Annotated in this window: 21 protein-coding genes and 1 pseudogene; 6 read left to right on the top strand and 16 right to left on the bottom strand. The window is 60.4% G+C overall.

What is annotated here, in order from left to right; all coding sequences use genetic code 11:
- The first annotated feature begins 150 nt into the window (after positions 1-150).
- Positions 151-450, top strand: a complete 300-nt coding sequence (locus ECTHA_RS20640; RefSeq protein WP_025282661.1) for a DUF4236 domain-containing protein — start codon at positions 151-153, stop codon at positions 448-450.
- Here ECTHA_RS20640 and ECTHA_RS0102355 read toward each other — a convergent pair.
- Positions 445-957, bottom strand: coding sequence for a type IV toxin-antitoxin system AbiEi family antitoxin domain-containing protein (locus ECTHA_RS0102355; RefSeq protein WP_128571959.1), 513 nt, complete (start codon positions 955-957; stop codon positions 445-447). The two genes, ECTHA_RS20640 and ECTHA_RS0102355, sit on opposite strands and share 6 nt — an antisense overlap.
- Before the next feature lie 736 nt (positions 958-1,693).
- Here ECTHA_RS0102355 and ECTHA_RS0102350 point away from each other — a divergent pair.
- Positions 1,694-2,035 carry a hypothetical protein gene (locus ECTHA_RS0102350; protein ID WP_025282659.1) on the top strand — a complete coding sequence of 114 codons (342 nt, stop codon included), beginning with the start codon at positions 1,694-1,696 and terminating at the stop codon, positions 2,033-2,035.
- An 8-nt stretch (positions 2,036-2,043) separates the two neighbouring features.
- Here the strand turns inward: ECTHA_RS0102350 and ECTHA_RS0102345 are convergent, their stop codons facing one another.
- From ECTHA_RS0102345 to ECTHA_RS0102275, 15 genes are all read right to left on the bottom strand, one after another.
- Positions 2,044-3,636 (bottom strand): conjugal transfer protein TraG N-terminal domain-containing protein, encoded by a 1,593-nt coding sequence (locus tag ECTHA_RS0102345; RefSeq protein ID WP_025282658.1) that lies wholly within the window; start codon positions 3,634-3,636, stop codon positions 2,044-2,046.
- A 10-nt stretch (positions 3,637-3,646) separates the two neighbouring features.
- Positions 3,647-4,006: a hypothetical protein gene (locus tag ECTHA_RS18820; RefSeq protein WP_025282657.1), complete on the bottom strand. Its 360-nt coding sequence runs from the start codon at positions 4,004-4,006 to the stop codon at positions 3,647-3,649.
- Positions 4,003-5,403, bottom strand: coding sequence for an integrating conjugative element protein (locus ECTHA_RS0102335; protein WP_158407580.1), 1,401 nt, complete (start codon positions 5,401-5,403; stop codon positions 4,003-4,005). Before ECTHA_RS0102335 ends, ECTHA_RS18820 begins: the two co-directional genes overlap by 4 nt.
- Positions 5,404-5,413: 10 nt before the next feature.
- Positions 5,414-6,475: a TIGR03756 family integrating conjugative element protein gene (locus ECTHA_RS0102330; RefSeq protein ID WP_025282655.1), complete on the bottom strand. Its 1,062-nt coding sequence runs from the start codon at positions 6,473-6,475 to the stop codon at positions 5,414-5,416.
- Complete coding sequence (locus ECTHA_RS0102325; protein ID WP_051582547.1) at positions 6,465-6,920, bottom strand: TIGR03757 family integrating conjugative element protein; 456 nt, start codon at positions 6,918-6,920, stop codon at positions 6,465-6,467. Before ECTHA_RS0102325 ends, ECTHA_RS0102330 begins: the two co-directional genes overlap by 11 nt.
- Positions 6,921-6,937: 17 nt before the next feature.
- Positions 6,938-9,727, bottom strand: a complete 2,790-nt coding sequence (locus ECTHA_RS0102320; protein WP_025282653.1) for a conjugative transfer ATPase — start codon at positions 9,725-9,727, stop codon at positions 6,938-6,940.
- A 146-nt stretch (positions 9,728-9,873) separates the two neighbouring features.
- A complete protein-coding gene (locus ECTHA_RS0102315; protein ID WP_026623472.1) occupies positions 9,874-10,275 on the bottom strand; it encodes a TIGR03751 family conjugal transfer lipoprotein in 402 nt (133 codons plus the stop codon).
- Positions 10,238-11,683 carry a TIGR03752 family integrating conjugative element protein gene (locus ECTHA_RS0102310; protein WP_026623471.1) on the bottom strand — a complete coding sequence of 482 codons (1,446 nt, stop codon included), beginning with the start codon at positions 11,681-11,683 and terminating at the stop codon, positions 10,238-10,240. The genes ECTHA_RS0102315 and ECTHA_RS0102310 overlap by 38 nt, the downstream gene beginning before the upstream one ends.
- 8 nt (positions 11,684-11,691) lie before the next feature.
- Positions 11,692-12,489, bottom strand: a complete 798-nt coding sequence (locus ECTHA_RS0102305; protein ID WP_025282650.1) for a TIGR03749 family integrating conjugative element protein — start codon at positions 12,487-12,489, stop codon at positions 11,692-11,694.
- A gap of 2 nt (positions 12,490-12,491) precedes the next feature.
- A complete protein-coding gene (locus ECTHA_RS0102300; protein ID WP_025282649.1) occupies positions 12,492-13,127 on the bottom strand; it encodes a PFL_4703 family integrating conjugative element protein in 636 nt (211 codons plus the stop codon).
- The gene (locus tag ECTHA_RS0102295; RefSeq protein WP_025282648.1) at positions 13,124-13,480 is read right to left on the bottom strand and encodes a TIGR03750 family conjugal transfer protein; all 357 of its coding nucleotides are present in this window, start codon (positions 13,478-13,480) and stop codon (positions 13,124-13,126) included. Before ECTHA_RS0102295 ends, ECTHA_RS0102300 begins: the two co-directional genes overlap by 4 nt.
- The gene (locus ECTHA_RS0102290) at positions 13,477-13,830 is read right to left on the bottom strand and encodes a TIGR03745 family integrating conjugative element membrane protein (RefSeq protein WP_025282647.1); all 354 of its coding nucleotides are present in this window, start codon (positions 13,828-13,830) and stop codon (positions 13,477-13,479) included. The genes ECTHA_RS0102295 and ECTHA_RS0102290 overlap by 4 nt, the downstream gene beginning before the upstream one ends.
- On the bottom strand, positions 13,830-14,219 hold the full coding sequence (locus ECTHA_RS0102285; protein ID WP_238984767.1) for a TIGR03745 family integrating conjugative element membrane protein: 390 nt from the start codon (positions 14,217-14,219) through the stop codon (positions 13,830-13,832). The genes ECTHA_RS0102290 and ECTHA_RS0102285 overlap by 1 nt, the downstream gene beginning before the upstream one ends.
- A gap of 14 nt (positions 14,220-14,233) precedes the next feature.
- The gene (locus tag ECTHA_RS0102280) at positions 14,234-14,467 is read right to left on the bottom strand and encodes a TIGR03758 family integrating conjugative element protein (protein ID WP_025282645.1); all 234 of its coding nucleotides are present in this window, start codon (positions 14,465-14,467) and stop codon (positions 14,234-14,236) included.
- Between the two features lie 2 nt (positions 14,468-14,469).
- A complete protein-coding gene (locus tag ECTHA_RS0102275) occupies positions 14,470-14,766 on the bottom strand; it encodes an integrative conjugative element protein, RAQPRD family (protein WP_025282644.1) in 297 nt (98 codons plus the stop codon).
- Positions 14,767-15,528: 762 nt separating this feature from the next.
- Between ECTHA_RS0102275 and ECTHA_RS19810 the strand changes: the two genes are divergently transcribed.
- From ECTHA_RS19810 to ECTHA_RS20305, 4 genes and pseudogenes are all read left to right on the top strand, one after another.
- Complete coding sequence (locus tag ECTHA_RS19810) at positions 15,529-16,575, top strand: hypothetical protein (RefSeq protein WP_128571958.1); 1,047 nt, start codon at positions 15,529-15,531, stop codon at positions 16,573-16,575.
- 1,487 nt (positions 16,576-18,062) lie between these two features.
- Entirely contained in the window at positions 18,063-18,620 is a 558-nt protein-coding gene (locus ECTHA_RS18815; protein ID WP_203225278.1) for a hypothetical protein, read from the top strand.
- A gap of 80 nt (positions 18,621-18,700) precedes the next feature.
- On the top strand, positions 18,701-20,785 hold the full coding sequence (locus ECTHA_RS16750; protein WP_035369047.1) for a P-loop ATPase, Sll1717 family: 2,085 nt from the start codon (positions 18,701-18,703) through the stop codon (positions 20,783-20,785).
- Between the two features lie 987 nt (positions 20,786-21,772).
- A pseudogene (locus ECTHA_RS20305) lies at positions 21,773-22,573 on the top strand (IS91 family transposase); the annotation flags it as partial.
- Between the last annotated feature and the right edge of the window lie 509 nt (positions 22,574-23,082).

Here is a 23,082-nt window from a genome sequence, read left to right as displayed (position 1 = left end):
CTGAGAGGCGCCGAGGGACGATGGCCGTAGTACCTGGGTGGACTGGGGCCGCTCCTTCATGCAGAACGTGGGCTGCATGTGCGAAAACAACTCGGAGTACGCGCTTGTTGCGCACTGAAGGGGGATCATTCCAGGGAGGTTCTTGAGCCGATGGCTTTTCGTTTCCAGCGCCGGATCCGCATTGCCCCGGGACTGCGGCTGAATGTGAGCAAACGGGGTGTGGGGCTGTCGGCCGGTGTGCCCGGCGCCAGCATCAGCCTGGGGCGGCGGGGTGCCTACGGTAATGTGGGGATTCCGGGTACAGGGCTGTCCTACCGAACCAAACTCCGGAAATCGGCCTCGGGATCAACCGGGAGGCACCGCAAGGGCCGCGCGCAGCGCTTTTTCCAGGGGGAGGGGCAGGGCGGGATTTTCCGGGGGATCGAGCCTTTTAATCCGGGCGCCTTATGACCAGCCGACCACCTGGTTGTCAGGATGGGCGACCGCTTGATCCTGCTGAACCACCCGATAGACACCGCGGCGCACCTGTTCAAGGTGACCCTGGCGCCTGAGTTGAGCCAGGCGTTGCGGGAGGTTGTGGGTCGGTAGACCTTCCCGGGTTGCCCGTTCACGGATGTCCGCCAAGGTCATCTCCGGGGCCTGAGCGATGATCTGCAACCACTGCTCGGCGGCCTGGGGGCGCTGGGTGGATCGGCCCTGCTGGAGGGGGCTGTCCTTGGGCAGGCGTGCACCAAGCTCGAGGAGTTTGCCGTCCAGGTGGGCCAGTTCCGCCCGCTGGGCTTCCTGCAGACGTCGCTGGGCCTCTCGGTGGCTGCTCAGCAGTTCCCGACGCTCGGCCTTCAGGGCCTGGAGTTGTTCGCGGCGGGTGGCTTCCTGCTGTTCATATTCTTCGCGCGCTTTTTGCTCTGCCAGTTCGTAGATTTGCTGGGCGGTGAGGTGGTTCAGGGTGTGGGTCATGGATGGATCGTCTGGTGTCGTCTTGATATCGAAAGGTGAATGGGGACGTTCCAGGTCATCAGGCCGCCCCTGCCGGGCCGTCATTGGCCGGATACCGGTCCAGGCATCCATAGGCCGGTCACTCCGGACCCGGCGGCAGGCTGCTGCGAAGCGTATGGGGCGGGGTGGATCACGATACCGGGGGTGAATGCCATGACGTGATCCGTGTGCTGGTCGCTTGGGGAGATTCCGACGACAGCGGTGCGGCATCTTAGCGCAAGACGTGGGCTCACCGTAAACCCTTTTTGGCTCCGGAATGGAGCCAGTCAAGCGCAGCGCTGGCGCGCAGCCCTTTGGGATAGGGCCCTTCCCCTTCGTGGCCCCTTCCATTCCTGCCCTTGGTGCCCCTTTGGGCCCTTTCCCATTTTCTGTTGGGGTGTCCACAGAATCCGTGGATAAGCTTGTGGATAATTCCTGGAAGAACATCTGCTGGGCTTGCGGTGCGAAGGCCACGGAACAGATTGGACACTTTTTAACCAGTCCTGGGCGGGGAGGCCGGGGATGGGGCGGTGACACGACAGGTCCAGGGGCTGGAGCTGATGTCGCAGGATGTGCGCAGAGTGACTGTTCGACCTGGGATGGCGGGCTATACTCGCCCAATTGGGCGAAATCAAAGCGGGTGCCGGGGTGATTCAGCCCCGGTTCATGGACGGCCGTTAGCATCGGGGCCTGGCGGGGTTCCGCAGGAGGTCGTGTGATGAGGGTGGAAATCTGGGGTTCACAAGTCCACGTGGTGGACCTGGTATCCGGCTCGCTGTTGCTGATCGTGGTCGGTTTCCTGCTCTGGAGTGTCTGGGTCATCCGCCGCAAGGGATTCACGCGGTACTGGGGTGGTGTGTCCAAGGTCAGCTTGGCGACGATGGGTGTCTCTATTGCCATACTCGGGGCCGTGTTTCAGATGTTGGGGGTGGTGGCGAAGGCGATTCTCGATGCATTGGGACGTTCCGATTCAGGTGTGTACTACGCAGGTTTGGAACCTGAAGACCCATCAAGGATGCGTATAGATCCTCCTTTTTCCGATTCAAATGATAAGGATTGAGGGCTGTTCTATCTGCCTTTGCCCTTAGTCGCCACTCTGTTGGCTAAGTTACCTCCCTGTTGACCGGCTTGCTTGCTGGAGCTGCTCAACTCACTGGTGGCACTGTTGATAGCCCCCACCGCCTTGAACCCCACCCACCCCATCATCGCACTCCAGATCACCGGCAGCCCCAGGTACAGGCCGGCGATGATGGTGGTGAGCAGGATGGATTTCAGGTCCGGGCCCACCCGTTCCAGCAGCGAGGTGCCGGTGTACAGGGACTGCAGCAGGTTGTTGTCCACCCACAGGGTGATGTGCCAGAGCACGGCCCAGAACTTGACCGTGAAGATGGCGATGGCGCCGACCAGCAGGATGGAGGGCTGGTACATGCCGAACAGCAACACCAGGGGCAGCATGGCGTAGATGCCCATCAGGGTCAGGGCCTGGATGAAGGGCAGGGCCTGCAGGATGAGAGCAAGGGTCGGCTCCATGAACAGGGTGTAGAACGAGACCAGGCCGATGGCGGACACACCCTGCGTGAACAGTTCATTGCCCGAACCCACCATGCCGAGCACCGAGAAGCTCAGCGGCCCGGGCAGGTCCATGCCGCCCGTGTCGCGCTCGCGCAGTGAGGCCACCGAGTCCACGTAGGATTGGGGCGCCTGCTCCAGAATGTTGCGTGCCAGGGTGTCCTGGCGTTCCTCGACCGTCAAGCCCGGGAACCGGGATTGCACCCAGGTCACCACGCGCTGCGTGCGGCTGTTGTCCTCGAGCAGACGCTGTCGCAGGCCATGACTCGCGTCTTCCCACCATTGCTGGCAGGTGGGGATGCCGTGAGACAGGCTGCCGGAGGTATCCATCCAGTATTGGTCCGTCTCGCGGCTCATATCGACCGGGAACCCGGGCACGGGATTGCCGGCATTGAGGCTGTCGTAGTAGCCAGGCAGCTGGCGGTAGACATGGGAGCCGATCCAGTCGGGATCATCCCGGCCCTGGTTGGCCAGGATGGGGGCGGCCGCCGAGGGCTGGTCGCGCTGGAACTTGGACCGGGCCGGCACGTAGCAGCGGCTGTAGAACTGGTTCACCTCATGGCGCAGGTTGGCATCTTCGATGTAGAGGCTGCGCATGGCCCGCTCGATCTCGCGCAGTTCGTTGGTGGCCGGAAAGCCGGTGATGATGGCCTGGTTGATGCCGCTGCTGAGCGCCATCACCCCATACCACCAGACCGGCACGGGCACACTGCTGGGTGCGCCGGTAAAGCCTCCATCGGGATGCCCGAAGGTGGTGCCGGTACTGCTGGGGTCCACGGCCGTGGGGGCGGGGTTGTCGAGGGTGGCCGGTGGCGTGAAGCTCAGGTCATTCATGTGCAGGTTGATGGCCGGCTGCCCCGCCAGGACCACCACCGTCAGGGCCAGCACGATGTCGATCTCCATGCGCCGCACCAACGCCGCGCTGCCGGCATTGGCCTCCATGCTGGTGTTCACCGAGACGAAGTTGCGGATCAGGATGACGATGAAGGGGATGAATACCAGGCCGGTGGCCATGAGGATGCCCCAGATGTTGTTGTACAGCTGCCACCCATAGAGGGTGGTGAACAGTTCCAGGTAGCTGTCGACACCCATGATTTGTCCCCTATGCGCCGGGGGCCATCAGGCTGGCGATGAACGCGCCCACCAGACCCTGCCCCAGGGTGATTTCCAGGATGACCAGCCATCCGGCCAGTCGCCAGCGGGCGCGCAGCAGGGCCGCGCGCCTGGCGGGGTCTACCACCCACCAGGTGACCAGGCGTGGCCAGGTCACCACGACGGCAACGATCACGTTGATGCGCATGACGGTCAGCCAGGGCGCGGCGGCTTCCAGGCGCCCCTCGATGGCGTCCAGGCTCTCGAACTGTGCCCAAAGGAGCACCGCCAGGCTGACCAGCACAAAGAGCCCGAGGAGCATCAGCATCAGCCCGAGCAGACCCTGGGAGAGTGAGCGGCGCAGACTCATGGCGCTGACACCGCGCCGCCCTCCAGCGGCCAGGGATCCGGGCGGGCCCCGGGCGCCACCTGCAGCGATGCCCCTCGGCGCTGCGCATCGAAGCGCAGCAGGGCCTGGGAGGTGCCAGACACCAGCTCCTTGCGTACCCGGCTCTCGAACAGGGTGTTGTCGATCTCCCGCTCCAGTTCCGCCACCTTCTCCTGGATGATCTTCTGGGCAGGCCCGGCCGCCTGCACCTCCGGGAGCATGCGACCGGCCAGGAAGAAGCGGCGCAGATACAGGGCCTTCTCCACATGGGCCGCCGTGGCGATCTCATCCGCCAGGCGGCCCACGGCCATGCCCTGTTCGGCCGGGGGAAGCTCACGGATGGCCCGGATCAGGTCCGGGGTCACCGTGATGCCGCCGGCGGACACTTGAGCCAGGTTGGCGGAGGAGAGCGACGTGGTGCCCTCCACCAGGTCAACCAGGTCGGGCAACCGATCCTCGCGGTCCTGCTCCACCAGGCGGGTCAGACCCAGACCCGGGCTGGATTGTTGTGGCGGGCAGTCCGCATCCCGGCAGGTGGGGATTTCCTCCTCGCCCAGTACCTGTACGGCCCACTCGGCCGCCTCGGTGGAGGTGGCCCAGTAGCGGCCCATGGGGGGCACAGCCGGATCGTTCGGGTTGTAGGGCATGCCATCATCGCCTGGCGTGCGGTTGGCGGTGACGTTGTAACCGGAGCGGACCACATCGCGCACCGGGCGGATCGGTTCCTGGCCGGCCCCGCCGCTGCGATCCAGGATCCAGGGAACGCCGTCCCGGCCGGGGTTATTCTCAATGTGATCCCGGGTGGTGATGATATTGCCATCGCCATGGACGCCGTTCGTGCCCATGGCGCGACGCCAGCTGTGGCCCTTGCTCAGAACCACCCACTCATGAAAGGGATCCTTGCCCTGGGCGATCTCGGCCTCCATCTGCTCGCAGGTCTTGGTGGCCAGCTGGAAGGTCTCCTCGGCGCGCAGCTGGGCGTTCTGGAACAGATCGTAGAGGCCGGGATTGGCGCGCTGCAGGATGTAGGCGGGCAGGGCGGCAATGGCCGCATTGGCGGCCTGGGCCATCTGGTTGGAGATCTGATCGACACCATCGCGCAGCTGGTTCATCTGGTGGGAGACGCTGGCCACCGGGTCAAAGGTGCCGCAGCTGTAGCCCAGGCTCATGTCCGCGCCAGCGCCCAGGGTCAGGGTGGTGGTGACCGGATTGGGGGCCCGGGTGAAGGCCTGGCCGCCACCGATCTCGTAGTACAGCCAGGAACTGTCCGGCGAGGAGGGCGGCTGGGCCGCAACGCCCAGGGGCATCGCACCGGTCAGTGTCAGCGCGGCGGTGACCAGGGTCTTTCGCGCCATGACAGATGGGGTTGAGACAGTCATCGCATGCGCCTCACGGGTAAGCGGTCCAGGTGATGGAGGTGATGTAGCTGCCGCGCCGGCGACAGCAGCGATAGGGCCGCCACAGGTTCCAGGCATAACTGCGGTCATCGGCATCGGCGGTGCGGCCCACCCCCCAGCTGTGCGCGAAGGTCAGGTCACTCGTGCCGAAGACGTTGCAGCTGCTGTCGGCGTTGGGAGTGAGCATCTGCCAGGTGCCCGTGCGGGCGTTGCGCTCACGCAGCGGTGATGGCCGCCAGACCCGGTAGCCGGATCGGCTCGTTGTACCGCCCGAGGCCAGACGGGTATAGACATGCGGCTGGTTGGAGCGGGTGACAATATCCCCGACCCGTTGCGCGATCACGGCCCCGGTCTTGGCGTCATCGGCCTGATTCAAAAAGCCATGGCGGGGGTAGACCGCCCCCCAGGTGTAGGCCGGGAACTGACCGATCTCGCGCTGTCCCGGGATCAGGGCCTGCGGATAGGTGGTCTCGGGGATGGACCAGCGCCAGGCAAAGGCATCCAGACCGGAATTGAAGTAGGGCTCGAAGGCATTGGCCATGGTGGGGCAGATCACCGAGAAGCCCCCCAGATCCACCCCCGAACCCAGCAGGCCGGCCGGGTGCCCGGTGGCATCGGCCTCCTTGAAGCGTTGTGTGGTGTGATGGCGGGCGAAGCGGCTCTCGGCAGCATCCCCACCGCCCTGGGTGGTGCCCGACAAGCTCTGGATCAGGCCGCTTGCCGCCGTATCAGCCACAGCACCGCTGGTGTTGCGGATCTCCACCCACGGCGTCTGTCCTGGCTGTGGAAAGGCCCCTACCACCAGGTCGGGCATGTAATGCCCCACCTTCAGCGAGGTGCGCACCCGGCAACCGGTCCAGGAGCAGTGCAGCCAGAAGCAGGTGCCCACCGGCTGCCAGTTCATGCAGCTGAGCGCTGCCGAGGCGGTGCGGCTGATGATCTGCAGGGTGTTGATGTCCTGCGCCCCTGCCAGGGTCGTGGTGACCATCAGGCCCAGGGCCAGGAGCGGGGCCAGCCCTCGCCGGCGGACGATCAAACGTGTGTCAGGGATCATCGCGCCACCTCCGATAATGACTCAGTGCCGTGGGCAGATCGGTGACGCCATAGACCACCGCCTGGCCGTCATCGAAGACCACGGCGGGCAGTCGGTCGATGCCCAGCTGGTCGGCCCGGACCAGGCCGCCGAAGGCCTCGCGCAGACGCGCCTCGATCCCGGGGCCCAGGGCCTGCAGGCGCTCCCGCACCTGGGCTTGGGCAGTGGCCGGATCGGCGGAGAGGCCTTCGCTCAACTGATCCTCGAAACGCTCGGCCGCGCCCAGGTCAAAGACCTGGATCGGCAGGCCGGGATACCGCGCCTCGATGGCACCCCGGCCGGAGACCTGGTCGACCTGCTCCGGTGCCACGAACACCTCAATCTGCGAGGGTCCCGGGTCTGCCTGGACCGGCTTCATCAGCCCAACAAACAGCGGCAGCAGCGCCACCAGGCTTGCTCTGTGCATCCCTCGCCCCGCCCGCATCACCGCGCCCCTCCCCACTGATCCCCGATGCGCCGGGCCACTTCCAGGGCGGCCTCCACATCCGTGCAGCCGGTCTCGGCCATGATCTGTGCTCGTTCGGCCTTCTCGTGCTTCTCGGTCATGGCCAGGGCCAGGGCCTCGGGGGGTGGCACATTGCGAAACAGCGCCTGCACCCGGTCGGCCAGCACGGCCCCTTCGGTGTAACGCCCGGGCGACTTGGTGGCCGAGGCAATCAGCGCCTTCTGCTCCTGGGTCAGCTCCTTGAAGCGGGACACCTGTTCCACCTCATCCCGGGTGAGGGTGAGCAGGATCCACCACTCCATGGTGGTGAGCATCTTGCGTGACTCGTCGGGGAAGTCCTCCAGGTTCTGGGTGGCGATCCAGAACCAGGCGCCCAGCTTGCGCCACATCTTGACGATCTTGATGACGTAAGGGGCCAGCAGCGGGTTGGTGGTGATGATGTGGCCCTCATCGGTGACCACCAGGGTGTGACGCGACTCGTGCTGACGGGCCTCCACCAGGGCATGGATGCGGTTCATCAGGCCGATATAGGCCACCGCCAGCAGATCCTCATAGCCCTCATTGGCGAAGATGCCCATATCGACGATGGTCACGTCCTTGTCCGGCCAGGGGCTGCCCGGGCGGTTGAAGAACTTGCCGCCCAGGCCTTCGCAGAACAGCGCCATGCCATCGGCCATCTCCTGGGCCCGGGCCTGGCGATGGGCGGGCAACTCGGGATCCCGGGACAGGGCATTCAGGGCCGCCACCACATCCTCGGGCAATACCTGCGCCTTGCCGGCCGCCTGAACCTGGCGTGCACCGCCGAGGATGCCCCGGCGGATGATCAGGCGATCCGCCCGGGTCAGGCGCTCGTCCTCCTTCTTCTCGCCGCCGGTGATCATCACCCGGGCGGCGATCTCCATCTCACCGAGGATGTCACGCTCCTTGTCTTCGACGTCATCCTCCGCTGCGTCCTCACCGTCCTGGGTGGCATCCTCCAGGTCGTCCAGTTCCTCGACGCGGGCCTCGGCCCGGTCGTCCTCCAGCAGGCGCAAGGCATCCGCGAACGGGTTCAGGGACAGATCGGCACTGGGCTTGAGGGAGACCTGATTCACCGACAGATCCCGGCTGGCGAAATACTTGCCCAGCAAACCAAAGGAATCCCCCTTCTCGATGATGAAGACGCGCGGCCGGTAGATGGCGATCAGCTGCATCAGGGCATACACCAGCCAGGCGGATTTGCCGGCCCCCATGGGTCCGACGATCAGGGCAAAGGCGTTCTTGGCCCGGTCGGCCTTGTTGAGCGGGTCGAAGGTGAGCGGATCCCCGCCGCGGTTGAAGTAGGTCAGTGCCGGATGGCCGCTGCCCCGGCCACGTCCATAGAAGGGCGCCAGGTTGGCGATCTGGTTGGCGTACATCAGCCGGGTGCGCCGGGCCCGTTGCTGGTCCAGGGCCGGGTCGAAGTTCATCGGCAGGTTGCGGATGTAGCTGTCCAGGGCCAGCAGGTCGGCCTCGGGCTCGATGATCTGCAGGCCCCGGTTGATCAGCACCGCCTGGGTGTTCGTCACCTTGCGGCGCAGGTCGTCCAGATCCTCACCGCGCACGAAAAAGGCCAGGTTCACCGGGTAGAGCTTGTTGCCCCGGGCCAGTTCCTGCTCAGCCACCTCGCACTGCTCCAGGGCCACCTGGGCCTCGGCGGTATCCACCTTGGAGGCGTTCTTGACCCGGGTGATGTGGTTGCGGGTCTCATCCTGGGGACGCACCACCAGGGTCATGGCCATGATCGTATGTTCGGGCATCAGGTCGAACACGGCGTTGATGTGCTCGCCGGTCTTGCGCTCGCCGGTCAGATGCCCGGGCTTGGGGGCTGAGCGCAGCCCCTGGACCGTCAGGCAGCGATGCGGCAGGCCATCGAACCACCAGGCGCCGGCCCGGGCCCGGGAGCGCGTGCTCTGACTGCCACCCCCGGTCAGCTTGCGCAGCCAGCCGCCGCCCTGGGAGGTATCCGGGGGCACCGAGCCCGGGGTGCCCAGGACCATCATCTCGGACAGGTCCAGGTTCAGCGGCAGGCGATCCCGGCCCGGCCAGGGGGCGGCATCCAGGGGGCGCTGACCGTCCTCGGCGCAGGCCGGTTGCGGGTTGAACCAGGGGAACAGCCATTCATAGAGGTCCTGATCATCACAGCGCCGCGCCTGCAGGCCGGCCGAGCGCAGCGATGACAGCAGACGGTTGGCCACCTCGTTGAGGGATTCCTCGACGGTGCTGGCGCCCCCGCGCAGCACGGTGTCGCGGCGGATACGCCGGTACAGGGTCGCACGCATGCGGCGCCGGCGGGCATGCCAGCGGGCGCCGGTGACCGTGGTATCGGTGAACAGGCCATCGGGCCGCCCGACCCGGGCCAGGTGCTCCTCCATGATGCGCAGATAATCCTGGGTCATGGGGTTGTCCGGCACACGCTCGGCCGCATAGGCGCGCAGTCCTTCCAGGAAGGGCTTCAGGTCATGATCGTCCTGGACGAACAACTGCAGCACCCAGGGGGCGCCATCTTCCTCGGGGATGGCCTCGGCCACCACGTTCTGCAGGTTCTCCGACAGGGCATCGAGGGTGGCCTCGGTAGCCGCCTCGGTGGGCACCGGGGTCAGCTCGAACAGGGCGGCGACACTGCGCCAGTCCTCCAGCAGAAAGGCCTGTGTCTCGGGGTCGTAGTGAGACCAGGGCAGCAGATCGGTAAACGAATCCGGACGGTCATACAGCGAGGCCCACTGGCCCTCCTTGAGCGGGCCACGCACCTCATGGATCCAGTGGCCGCCGGGCGGACGCTCCCTTTGAGTTGCGCCGCCCCCTTGCGCCTCTTGGTGACCTACCTCCGTGGCGTTCCCGTTGCTCGCAGGCTGTGCCTCAGCGGCGGGCGAAAACGCTTTCTTTAATAACCCGATCATGGTGCCTCCCCGGGCAGGGCGTAGTGGGTCTGCCGGTACATCGGGAAGGCGGTGGAATACCCGGGCACGGGGGCGGCATCCGGCCCCGCCAGGTGCGGGAACACGTACATCACCAGGGTCGGATTGGGCAGACGGGTAAAGCGCTGCTCGATCTCGTGGGCCGCGTCGCGGGTGTATCCGGCCAGGTCCCGGTCACCATGGCCGAGGGTGCGGGGGGTGCGCTGACCCAGATCCTCCCGGGCCTGATCGGCTTCATGGACCCCGGAGGCGTTCATGTGCTGCTCATAGACCTCCATCATGGTCGGTCCGTCCTGGGGCAGGATCGAATCCTTGGTGCTGGTGGCGCAGCCGGTCAGCAGGCTAATCGAGACGCAAAGTGCGATGCTGGCGTGCTTCATGGTTCAGCTTTCTCCCACGGGGTTCGGGTACGTAGTCGATGCGCAGCTCGCGCTCCACATGCAGGGTCACGTTCTCGCCGGGGGGCGTGACGATGGCATCAAAGCTCTGTTCCTGGCGCTCGATCAGCCAGCGGACGATCTCGTCGGCGCCGGTGGAGACCATCTGGCCGCCCACGTAACGGCCCTGGTCGCCGGTGATCGTGCCGATGCGGGTGCCCTCGGCGGTGATCGTGGTGGTGGTCTCGCCGGCGGCGATGGCCTCGCCGGCCGCCGCCAGGCCGGCCAGTCCGGCACGGCTGGCCAGGTATTGCGGGGCGTTGGTCACCCGCTCGCCGGTGACGCAGGGATAGCCGCGCTCATCGGAGATCCAGCCCAGGGGTTCGGTATCGCCGGTGCCATCACGGGGCTCGCCGGGGCCCACGGCCGGGTTGGCATCGGGCAGGGTGCGGATCGTGCCATCGTCGAAGATGAAGGTGACCGAATCGAGGGTGCCGCGCACACAGGAGAGGTTCCAGTCGCCAAAGGCCGTGCCGCTCCAGACCATGGCCTCGATGCCGGGGATGTGATGGCCATTGGCAGCCAGGTTGTCGCGACCCTGGATGATCTTGAAGGGCACCGGGTCATCCACGGTGCCGCCCCGGGGGATGCGCCCGATCAGGGCGGTCATGGCCGTGGAGTTCATCAGGGTGGAGTTGCGTGGCACGGTGTAGACCGCGCGGCGGCCTTCCTCGCCTTGCTCCACTCCCGGTAGCAGGCGGCTGACCGTCTGGGTGGCCCGGGCCACGGCGTCACCTGCCTGAGTCCGGCTGGTCTGTCTGGCAGAGGGCTCGGTGGTCGATTCTTCCAGCATGCGTCGCCGGGGCGGGGGTGTCTCGCTGTCCTCATCCCAACCCAACGGGTCCACCCAGCGGGTGCGCTCGGGGGGTGGGGCCGTCTCCCGCTCGGGCATCCGCTGCGGGCGATCCGCCTCCAGCCCCAGACCCACCGGGATGTCCCAGTCATCCGCCGAGGGCCGGTCGATTTCATCCACCCGACCGGCAATCTGGTCGATGCGCTCCATGATCCGCTCCAGGCCACGGGCCTGGGCGGGGTCACGCTGCTCCAGCTCCCGGGCCACCCGCTGACTCACCTCCCGGTCCAGGTGGCGGTCGCGGCGCTCCAGCTCGCGCATCAGGGCCTCGTTCTGCTGCCGCAGGCGCTCGGACTCCTCGGTCATGGCCTCCATCTGGGCGGTGACCGTGGCCAGGGTCTCGGCCGGCGAGTCGGCATCGGGGGAGGGCGCCTGGGGCACCTCGCGCAACTGCACTGCCTCATCGGGCGCATCGCCGCAGGCGCGCAGCAGCACGAACACGGCCATCAGGGCCACGACGACGCCGATGATGGGCAGGAGTCGGTTACCTTGTGCCATCGCCGCCATCAGCGCAGCCCTCCCAGGGATTCATCAAAGGCCCGCTGCGAGATCAGATACACGGCGGTGGTGTCGGCCTCATCGCCCTGGGGCAGCAGGCGGGCGTGTTGGAAGGTGGCCGCCAGCCAGTCACCGCGTAGATCCCGGGGATCGAGGGTGACGGCTTGCCCGGTAGTGTTCTGCAGGCGCACGACCGTGATATGCAGCCCGCCGTGGCGCCAGGCGATCAGCGGCCGCGCCTCCACGCCAGCGCCGCGCAGCAAGGGCAGGGGGTCGGTATTGACCGGCGCGCGGATCACCTGGCGGGGATCGGGCCGCAGACGTTCGGGGGCATACATCTGCTGCGCGGCAAAGCGCGTCAGGGCCACATAGTCCAGGTTCTGGTGGGGCTCTTCGGGGGTTGCCGGCGCCGAGGGCGCGCGCTCGCCCCGGCGCATGATCTCAAGCGGGGCCTCGGGGCCGTCCTCGCGGGCCACCAGATCGATCAGGTAGTGACCCCCGTCCTCATCCAGGCCCTTGATGATGACCCGGGTGGTCTCGAAAGGCTCATGGGCCAGCCAGTAGACCGTGCCGTCCACGCTCAGCGTGCGCAGGGGCAGCGACTCGGGCACACCCACACGCACCTGGGCCGAGGGGAAATGCACAAGCCGCTCCTCGCCCACGGGCAGCACCACGCGGATCGGGGTGCGGTCCCAGACCACCCGATCCGGTGGGGCGGGGCCGGCATCGGCGCCAACGGTAAGCGACACCAGGAGCATCAGCAGGCCCAGCAGGCCGGTCAACGTTGAGGGCTTCAGGGAGATCATGGTCAGTCAGCCTCCGGTTCCTGGGGGATGCGCTGAGGGCCTTCGCCGGCAAACCCGTCAATGGCCAGCCCCCAGGGGTTGCGTTCGCGGTCCACGTCATGGCGCACCACCCGCAGGGGGTAGCGAATCGGGGTCTGCTTCACGGCGCGGCCGCGCACGGTCTCGTTGATCTGCAGATCCAGCCAGACCACCCAGGACTGGCCATCGGCCTGCACCTGCACCCGCCGGGGTGAAAAGCCGGCCCCGGGGATCTCGACGACGCTGCGCTCACGCCCGGATAGCTCACCGCGCCGACCCCGCTGCTCCAGGTCGCGCTGCAGCTGACGACGAAACTGCGGGGTGACAAAGGCCGCCAGGCGATAGATGTTCTGGCCGTAGTCGTTGCTGCCATCCTCGGGCCAGCGATTCATCTGCTGCCAGATGTAGTAGGTGAAGGCGTAGACGTTGACCTGGGGGACTTCGTCAGCCGGCTGGGTGGAGCCTGAACGCAGGTCCGGGGGGATATGCACAGTCATCTCCCGGGGTGCCGAATACCATCCCCAGCCCATGAACAGGGCCAGGATCAGGACCACCCCCAGGGCCAGGCGCAGGCTGTTGATGTGCGCGCGGACATTCTGAATCTCGCGGTGATAACTCACGGCCAGCGCCTCCGACCCAGATCCCAGGTGCCGCCCCGGCGGATGAAGCCGGAACGACGCAGGCCCAGGTCCTCCGCCCAGAGGATCAGGCGGTGTTGGTAGAAATGATCGGGGCGTCCCCGCTTGATGCGCTGAAACAGACTGCCGGCGACCACCACCGTGGCAATGATGGCGATGCCTGAGAAACCCACCCCCATCATGGCGGTACCCACCAGGGCACCGATCAGCACGCCCATGGGCACCCAGAAGGCCGCCGCCAGGGCGGCCAGCATGACCAGCTCACTGGAAGTGCACCCCCGAAAGATCGGCGGCTCACCGTTGAGCCGGTCGGTGCGCAGCATGCGATCCGTCATGCGAACACCTCCGCCGCCTGAGCCAGCAAGAACATCACCAGCAGCAACACCACGGCGCCGGCGATGCCGAGCACACCCAGTTCGCTCCATTCCGCCTTGCCCTGGCGGCATTCGTTGAACTTGGCCAGCGCCGTGTAGGCGATCCACAGCAGCCCCAGCACGCCCAGGGCCAGCCCCAGGACGATGGCGCCATCGGCGATGTAGCCGCGCACCAGGGAGAGCCAGTCGCCATCGGTGCCACCGCCATCGGTGGGCAGGTGCATGGGCGGCAGGTTGCCGTCCAGGCTTGCCTGGAGCGGGCCCGAGACCACCAGGCCCGCCACCCCTGCGCTGAGCCGCAGCGGGTTCATCAGAAGACGTCTGCCGCCTGGCCAATGAGGAACATCACGAACAGCAGCACCACGGCACCGACAATGCCCAGTACCCCCAACTCGCTCCATTCCGCCTTGCCCTGGCGGCATTCGTTGAACTTGGCAATGGCCGTGTAGGCGATCCACAACAGGCCCACCGTGCCCACGGCCAATCCCAGCACCAGGGCCCCATCGGCGATGTAGCCGCGAATCAGGCTGATCCAGTCACCGTCATCGACGGCCCCGGATGAGGGATCCACGGGGGAGGGCAGGTTGCCGTCCAGGGCATGGGCGGCCTGGCTCATCAGGGCCATCCCGGCCACCGTCAGGGTCCTCAGACCTCGATGAACCTGGCGGGGGATGGCGCTCACTGCGTTGATCAAAGGCATGACTCAATCTCCGTTCACGGTCGGATGAAAAAGCCGAGCAACATCACAAGGATCGTTGCCCGGATCACAAGCCAGGTCATGTCGAAGAACGTCGCGCGTCCATCGTTCCAGGCCCGGTATTGGGTGAGAGCGGTCCAGGCCAGCCACAGCAGGTAGAGCACGGCGCTGATGCCGGCGATGGTGAGCACGAGGGTGTTTACCCCCACACCAGCGGCCGCCTCGAATGCGGATTGCTGATCGGCGTTCACCGCTATCTCCGGTAGTCACCACGCAGCGGCGGCACCTGACGGGGCTCGGCCCTGGGGGCCTGCAGATGCTCGCGGATGCCCTGCTTCACCCGGTCCAGATCCTGGCGAAGCCACAGGTACTGAAAGCGGATGCGGGCGTCGGGGTCGGCATGGCGCTCGGCCTCGTCGATCAGGGACTCGAGGGACGCCAGTTCCGAAGCCAGCTGGGCCAGATGCGCCCGCTCCGCGTCCGGGCTGACAGCCCCCGCATGCGCCGGGAGAGCCAGAGAGAGAATGATCAGAATTGGTGTGAACTGCATGATCCGTACTCCTGTTGCCGATGAAGCCATGGTTCCCTGGCAGGATCACCGGCGGCAATAGAAAACGGTTTATTGCTCGCGGGGGTATTTTTTTTGAAAAACCGGGGGGGGAGAGATAGCACCAAAATGGAACGAACCTATGGATAACATCCCATAATCAACTATCATCTTCATGGGGAAATAAAACAGGCATGTCATGGAACACAGGGACTACAGGCATCCCGCTGGGCTGGAACCAGCAAGGGATATAAGTCAATCTTTCAGGGCTGCACTGGGTGCAGGGCAGGGGAAGCCGGCCGCTTTAATATCGTTTCAACGGCAGAAGGGCGCTGCCGATCCTCGTTACATCACACAGTGTACGTATCTCGGCGCCTGTCTTTCCGAGCGGTGTGCTCAACCCGTGGAGCACTGGGAAGATTTATAAATAGAGTGGGAGGTGCTTCAGTATGCTCTCTCCAATGCTGTGTTTGGGTAAGTCAGAAAATCTACAATTATCATGGCGCTAAGGGTGTCAAAATGTTTTGGACTACCGTGATATCGGGGTCTGGTGAGGTGGCTCGCAGAGGTGAGAAGTTTGCTTCAACAAGAGGATATTTTAATCACACTGAAATAGGCGAATTTGACCTTAAAGATGGGGTGTTTATTTTAATTTTGGTATTCTCATTTAAATATTTACCATTTATGAATAAAGTAAGGTATGTAACAAGTATCGCGCTCGCCTAGTAAAGGCGGGGCGACTAGCGCCTACCCAAAGGAGTCTTCATGAATGAGATAATCGGGTGTCACGCAGTACGTTACAGGAGGTTATGTTATTTAGTGATGACGCTTATGCTTTTGTCTGGTGTATCTGTTACATATCAAGCAGAAGCAAGATCCGGATCTCTGAAGCTGCCTCTATATGAGGTCGGGTCTTCAGTGCATGTGCCTTTCCCGGCCCCTCCGGAATCGCTAGGTATCTTTACAGAAGATGGAAGCCGTTCGGTAGCGTATCAATATACAGATCATCAAGTCTCAATCGGCTATACCGCAACAATCATGCTTGACCGAGTTCGAAACGTTGATCCGCTAAGTTCGGAGGAATGGATAAGTAGGACAATTGACGGAATTTTGGAAGTGATTAATGGACATGTTCTTAAAGATGCGTCCATTACCGTGGATGGTCTCCCCGCACGTTACTTTTTTGCAAGCATGGGGATTGTGGAACATCAGGCGATAAGTCGCACTCTGGTAATCTATGATCATGGCCGGATTCACACATGGGCAATGCAGGATGTTCCATCTATTACAGGAGACTTTGGGGAGCGAGTATTCCTGGAGAATATTCAGCGAATTCGAGTAGATTCTAGTGCCAGTTCGAGCCTGAAATATCCGCCAAGGGGTAGCTCGCATGACGTCTATCGCTTGGGGGCAGTCTTTCTACCTTTCCCTGGAGTTCCTAGGCCCGTTGAGGTGAATATGCCCCCTGCCGCGACAGAGGCTTTGGGCTATCAGGCTTCTCCAGGGGCTCCCTTGTATATGGGTATAGTACTTACTGGGTTGCCGAGGGTTGCAGATCCGGCATATACCTTTCTTCGGGGTTCTCGATTTGAAAAAGAATTACTGGATGTCGGGGATGTCAGTGTTGCCGGTATTGAAGCGAAATACCATGTCATTAGAGAACTTGGTGCGGAGACAAGACATACTTACACGGTCGCTTGGAGCCATGGTGACGGGCTTTACGTGTGGTCAATTCATGGAGACCATTCCCCAAGAGATCGAAGCGTGCGTGACAAGTTTTTTGAATCATTGCAATATATCGAGGTCCGCTAGGTGTATCTTGATCTGAATTTTTCGAAGAGATTCAGCTGCATTGCGGTCAGAGAAATCCGGCTGGGTGTTTCATGATACCGGCAGTTGATATCAAGAACTTTGGCAGCCCTTGGTGAGAGGTTAGTGGGAGTGTTAGGTCCAGATTGCCGATGGCCTATTCGGTGCATTTGAGAATTAATCTTGGCACCCATCCACAGGCGTGCGATGACTATGCCTCGGTTGACCTCTGTCATGTCACGCCAAACGTTGCAGTTGGGCACATAGCCGGGGTCGGGTAGGGCCCGCTTGCTTGGCCAGTTCTTTCGAGCTGCTCCTCATTCAGACTCCCATAAGGGAATCTCTATTAATTCGATTTTCCGGAATTTAAAACCGATAAAATCAATCGGTTAATTGTGGTGGCAGGCAATTAATAGAGGCCCCCATAAGGCTTGGGCCACTTGCGGAATAGATCTCCCCGGATAAGAACATGAACTTTCAGTGCACAACTGCTGCATTTACCCTATCCGCTGCACCTGATGGGCTTTGTCACCTTGTGCTGACTACCCGGGGCCTGAGCCTTCTAGACGATTTTTGTCCGTTGGCTCGCACCTTTGCACTCGGGCTTCCATAAGGCCATTATTAACCCGGCAACCATTCATGCCCCTCGCGACTCCGATAAGTTGCAGATTTGTCGGCAAGTAAATGCAAAATAAAGCGTTTGGTTTGATTGCAGCGTTAATAGTGTTGTTCCGGGCCTTCGGTTTTACAGCCGATTCCTTTGTCAGGGCGTCGCTTATGGTTGCATTAGATTCTCAAGAGACGGATACGGATTCATGAGCAAAGAAAAATCAGGGACACTTTTTTACAGGCGGGTTGCATGGCTGAACGGGGCTTCTGATTTGCTGGAGAAGCATCTATCAAAAGCACACGATGCGCTAGTAACAACCCATGATCGCACATTTTCAGCCGTTTTCACCCAACACGGACCCGGCGATTCACCTTCCTTGGTTTTGAATTTTACTGGGAAGCGGATAGCAAGGGGACACCGCGCGTATGGCGGCGGACCAGTCGCAAGAAGCTGCGCAGTAGCATCCGGGCCTGCAAGGACTGGCTGAAGACACACCGGCATCTTCGTCTGCCGATACTGTTGGCGACGATGAAACGCAAGGTACGGGGGTACTACAATTACTTCCGTGCCATCGGTAACATCAGCTCGCTGTGGTGTTTTCACACCGCGGCAATCCGATTGCTCTACAAGTGGCTGAACCGTCGCAGTGAAAGGCGAAGTTTGACCTGGGAAGGTCTCAGGCGGGTGCTGGAGGCCTACGCGTTTCCGACACCGGTTGAGGCGATGCAGGGGATACGGAATCGGGGGCTTGCGTGAGGGACCGTCCTTCTGCGCGAGTGAGTATGACTGAAGAGCCCGGTGCGGGAAAACCGCACGCCGGGATCTGTGCAGGGGGCGTCGGGTAACCGGCGTTCCTACTGCAACTTGCTTAAGGGGAAGCATGAGCGAAAAATCGTACATCTCGATAAGGAACGGAACCATTGCGTCAGTTATCGCCGGAGTAATTCTGCTCGCAGTTCCTGCCCTAAGAGGATATGCCGCTAGTTTTCTAGGATGGATATGGGTAGGGGTAGTTTGGTTTTGGGAAGCACTGATTGCATCATATTCTCTTCCAGGGTGGGCTTGGCTAGGAATATTTGTTCTCGCGCTAGTTGGCCTGATCAATATTTATCTGGCGGTAAGAGGCGAAGCGGAGAAGCCGGAGTATAAATCGTATATTGAAGATTTCATTCATGGTGCCAAGTGGCGCTGGTCATGGGTAGGTAACACAATTACCAATGTGTGGTGCTACTGCCCGCGGTGCGATGCAACGCTAGTTTATGACGATAGCTCATGTCGCAGCCTCTACTCGGATGTCAATAAGACCGACTTTATCTGCGAAAACTGTGGCCATAGCGTTGTTGCAACCATTACGGGTGGGAACAAAAATTACGCAACTGGCGCAATTAAGCGCGAAATTGATAGAAGAATCAGAACAGGTGGATACAGAAAGCACTAACATGGCGCTCGTTCGGGCGCAAACTACCCTGCGCTTCGTTTGCGCCGAACAGCTTCAACGTTAGATTTTCGAAACATTCAATGCTTAACACAAGAGGTGCCACATTGAAAGGAAATGTCTTAGGAGATATTCGTGCTGAGCAAGATCGAATTATGCTTGATACGGCATTTTGGGAGTCCGCGGACTACAAGTCCTTACTGGAATCTTATGATCGACCCATTATTGTGGGAAGAAGAGGTACCGGAAAGAGCGCTTTAGCATATAGGCTTTCGAAGCATTGGGGTTCCAAGCCAAAGACTCTTGTGTTGTCAATTTCTCCGGAAGAAGAGCAAGTCATTGGGCTCAGAGATATTTTTGAGCAATTTGGTGATAAGTACCTGCACATAAAAGCAGGAACCAAAATGGCCTGGCGATACGCCATTTACATGGAGATACTTGTCGAGCTTGGAGGTCACTATAAGTACAAAAATAATTTAGACTTAAGCCAAGTGAGGGAGCACTATACATCATGGGGAAGCCGTCGGCAGTCTATATCTACAAAAATCCGAAGAAAGTTAAAATCCGTCTTAAACGAGTCAGATTCTCCGCAGTCAAGAATTGCCGATCTCTCTGACAATCTAGAGCTTGACCTTATCGAAGAAGTCTTACTGGAAGCCTTAGAAAAATCTAATGCCCAGTGTGTCGTTTTCGCAGACCGCTTGGACGAAGGGTACAGTCCCGACAATCTAGGGGTGGGCATAATTGATGGCTTTATTCAGGCCGCGATTGACATCAAGTTTCGATTGAAAGAACGAGTAGTTGCATTTGCCTTTGTTCGTGACAATATATATCGAGCCATATCGAAACTTGATCCAGATTTCACTCGAAATATTGAGGGGCAGACTTTACGTCTTCATTGGGATGAATACAATCTATTTAATCTGGTTTGCTTCAGACTAAAGTCTGCTTTTACATGTGAGCATGAAAATAGTGTTCGCATATGGAATCAATACGCTGTAAAGGAACTCAAGGGACGGGAAGGATTTAGGCTCGCATTAAGACTCACGCTATATCGACCCCGAGATATTCTGGTCCTTCTCAATGAAGCTTTTTTAAAGGCAAACTCGAATGATAGAGAACAGATAATTTTGGATGATATAGAGTATACAGCCAAAACCATATCCATAAATAGATTGAACGATCTCCACAAAGAGTATGAATATATATTCCCCTCTATAGAGGAGTTTACAAAGTCATTTTACGGTCGCGAATCTGAAATGGCAGTAAAAGATACGCAACCTCTCATAGAGTCAGTTCTTAATCAGGATCGATTTGAAAGAAATAAACAACAAGATATTTTTCTTTTTAGTGATTCTCGTCAAGTTCTTCAGAGACTATATAGCGTTGGATTTATAGGTGTTCATAACCAACAATCTGCATCATTTGTTTTTTGTCATGACGGAAAAGATCCAGATAAAGAGTTTTCTGGAGAAACCAGAATTCTGGTTCACCCATGCTATTGGTTGGCTTTAGCAATAGGAAAATCTGGAATTAACCTGGAAGAAGCTGAAGAAATTAACGATGAATATGAGATTGAGGTTACTTCAGAATCTAAAGAGATAAGAAGTAAACGAATAGAAGTCCTTATTCAGGATCTTAGTGAAATAAAGGAAGGTAAAGAGGGCGCTTATGATTTTGAAACTTGGTGCGTTAACGTTATTAAAATATTATTTGCTGGGACATTGTGCAATGTTGAGGCGCATCCTAATAAAAATTCTCTTCAGCAACGTGACATCGTAGCCACCAATCTGGAAGAGAGCCGGTTTTGGAAGAGGATTCTTAATGATTATAAGACTAGACAAATAATATTTGAAATTAAAAACTACAAAGACCTAAGCGCTACTGAGTATAGACAGCTACATTCGTATTTGTGCCATGATTATGGCTCATTCGCTTTTATTGTGACTCGCGCTATAAATAACAATTTGGAAAAAGGAAAGGAGCTAAATTGGGCAAGAGAACTCTATTCTGAACACAAGAAGTTTGTGGTCGTATTGTCATATAAGTTCCTTGAAAAACATCTTAAAAAGCTCAGAAACCCTCAGAAACATGATGCCTTGGATAAAGAGCTTAATTCTCTCCTTGATACCTATGTGAGAAGATACTTTCCGAACAAGTGCAAGTAGAATCTACCAAAAAGCTGCGCATGGACTCATACTCGGCGGCTGTCAATGAAATTGTGTGTGCCGCAGCAATGCGGTTTCGGTTGGTGAAAGCTGACCGGGCAGCATGAGAAGCTGCCGAAGTGATGGCGGAAGCGACCCGCCGGAGTCTGTCTGCAGGGATTGGCTCCAAACCACCCTCGAGCGGCATTGGTTGGAGACCGTTGTCGTGAGCGTCGGGGGAGAAGGCACATCCACGTGGTGTGTCAGGTATGGATCGAGAAGACGAGTGCAAACGAATCACTGTTGACGTGTCGAAAATGATTAGGCGACATCAAGACCAGGGGCGACTTTTACCCTCGGGACAAATCCACCGGAAGCCTGCTGACTGGGTGGGTGGTGTCCGGCATAGAAGTGGTGTGATCTCGATCTGGGCGCTTCGGCGGAACTGCGGGAACTCAAGTCGTGATGCCAAGGGAGACTGCCAAGTGACACAAAGCAAGGCACTGAGTACCGATGCACGGCTTGAGGACGGACTGGCCCGTATGAGCGATGAGGCGGCTGTAATGGCTGCGGAGCAAAGGGGCCGGGTTGTTCTGGTCGATCCGATGGTCAACTCCGCTTCTGGAGGATGAGCCCTTGATGTCGACAAAACCGTTTGTGATTCCAAAGCGGCTGATATGGGAAGCCTATCGCCGCGTGAAGGCCAACCGCGGCGCAGCGGGGGTCGATGCGGTTTCCATCGAGCAGTTTGATGAAAACCGGAATGGCAATCTCTACCGGATCTGGAACCGGTTGTCCTCCGGCAGTTATTTCCCGCCTGCGGTCAAAGCGGTCCCGATCCCCAAGAAGTCTGGTGGGGAGCGGATGCTGGGTGTACCGACTGTCAGCGATCGGATCGCCCAGACCGCCGTCGTCCTGGCCCTGGAACCCGATCTGGAGCGGGTGTTTCACCCGGACTCCTACGGGTACCGGCCGGGTCGCTCGGCCCACGACGCACTCGCGCGGGAAATCCACCGGCTTTTGTTCCAGTCGGTCTGGTCCACGCTGAGTGCCTTCGGGCAGGATCCCAAACGCCTGGGCGGCGAGTTGGGGATGACTGCGGTCCTACATACCTGGGGTCAAACCCTGACGCAGCATGTTCACCTGCATTGCCTTGTCTCTGGTGGCGCCCTACGAAACGATGGCCAATGGGCGCCCAGCAAAGGCAATTATCTGTTCCCGGTCAAGGCGCTATCGGTGCGTTTCCGTGGTTACATGGTGGCCGCCTTGAGGCAGGCGATCGACCGTGGTGAGCTCTCTCGGGTGACACACCCCGGGGAAGTGGACAGAGTGCTTGTTGACCTGATGCAGGTCTCGTGGAACGTCTAGACCCAGGCCTGTCTGAACCACGGCGGGAGGGTGGTGGACTACCTGGGCCGCTATACCTATCGCATTGCCATCACCAACCGGCGGATACTGGGAGTGGATGATGATGGGGTTCGGTTTACCTACAAAGACTATCGGACCGAGCAACGCAAGGTCATGACCTTGACCGGGCAAGAGTTCGTGCGCCGCTTCCTGCAGCACATCCTGCCGAAAGGTCTCATGCGCGTGAGGCACTACGGTTTTCTCGCCAACCGCTGCCGACGGCGCAAGCTTGACCTGATCAGGGTGGCATTGAAGGCCCCGGCCCCGAGAGCGCCGGTGGTCCACCCGGCTGCGGACCCGCCTCACTACCCTTGTCCCAAATGCCGCGCCGGCCAGTTGCATGTGGTTGCGGAAATCCCGAAGGCTGTATCTCCCTTCCCTTTCCTGGAGCGACGATGCTAAGTCACTGAAACATCGCTGACGATAAGCCGCTGTGAAGACGGCCTTGGAACAGGCCTGGTTCGACTGCGGCCGAGACATTGAAACCATGCATTAAATCGGGCTATGTTGAGCCTGAACCGACTGTCAGGGATGCCTCCGAAATGGATGAAATTGTCTGGAAGGAGCCGATGAAGGCCTGTCATGCTGATCACAGGGCCGCAAACACCCTCCCTGGCCCGCTGCGGCCAATACAATTCCCATTATAGAGTATGTGCACGCACGGCTTCGTCCAACAGACGTTTATCGGCCATGCTGCGTGTTGTTTCCCAGATTATTCCACGCCCCTTTTCCCACACAGATCCTGGCTACAGGCCGAGTGTTTTCCCGGATTATGCCCTCGGGTGGAAGATTCCTGGAAGGTGAACGGATGCGGGAAGCTGGGGGCGCGAGCCTTGGGTGACTCGCGCCCGGGGGCAAGGACTCAGAAGGGATCCTGCTCGTCGTCGAACAGGGAGGTCTGGCGGGTGTCG

Source organism: Ectothiorhodospira haloalkaliphila ATCC 51935, assembly GCF_000633935.1.
In the GTDB taxonomy this organism is placed as follows: Bacteria; Pseudomonadota; Gammaproteobacteria; order Ectothiorhodospirales; family Ectothiorhodospiraceae; genus Ectothiorhodospira; species Ectothiorhodospira haloalkaliphila.
This window is presented reverse-complemented; position numbering and strand designations above follow the sequence as displayed.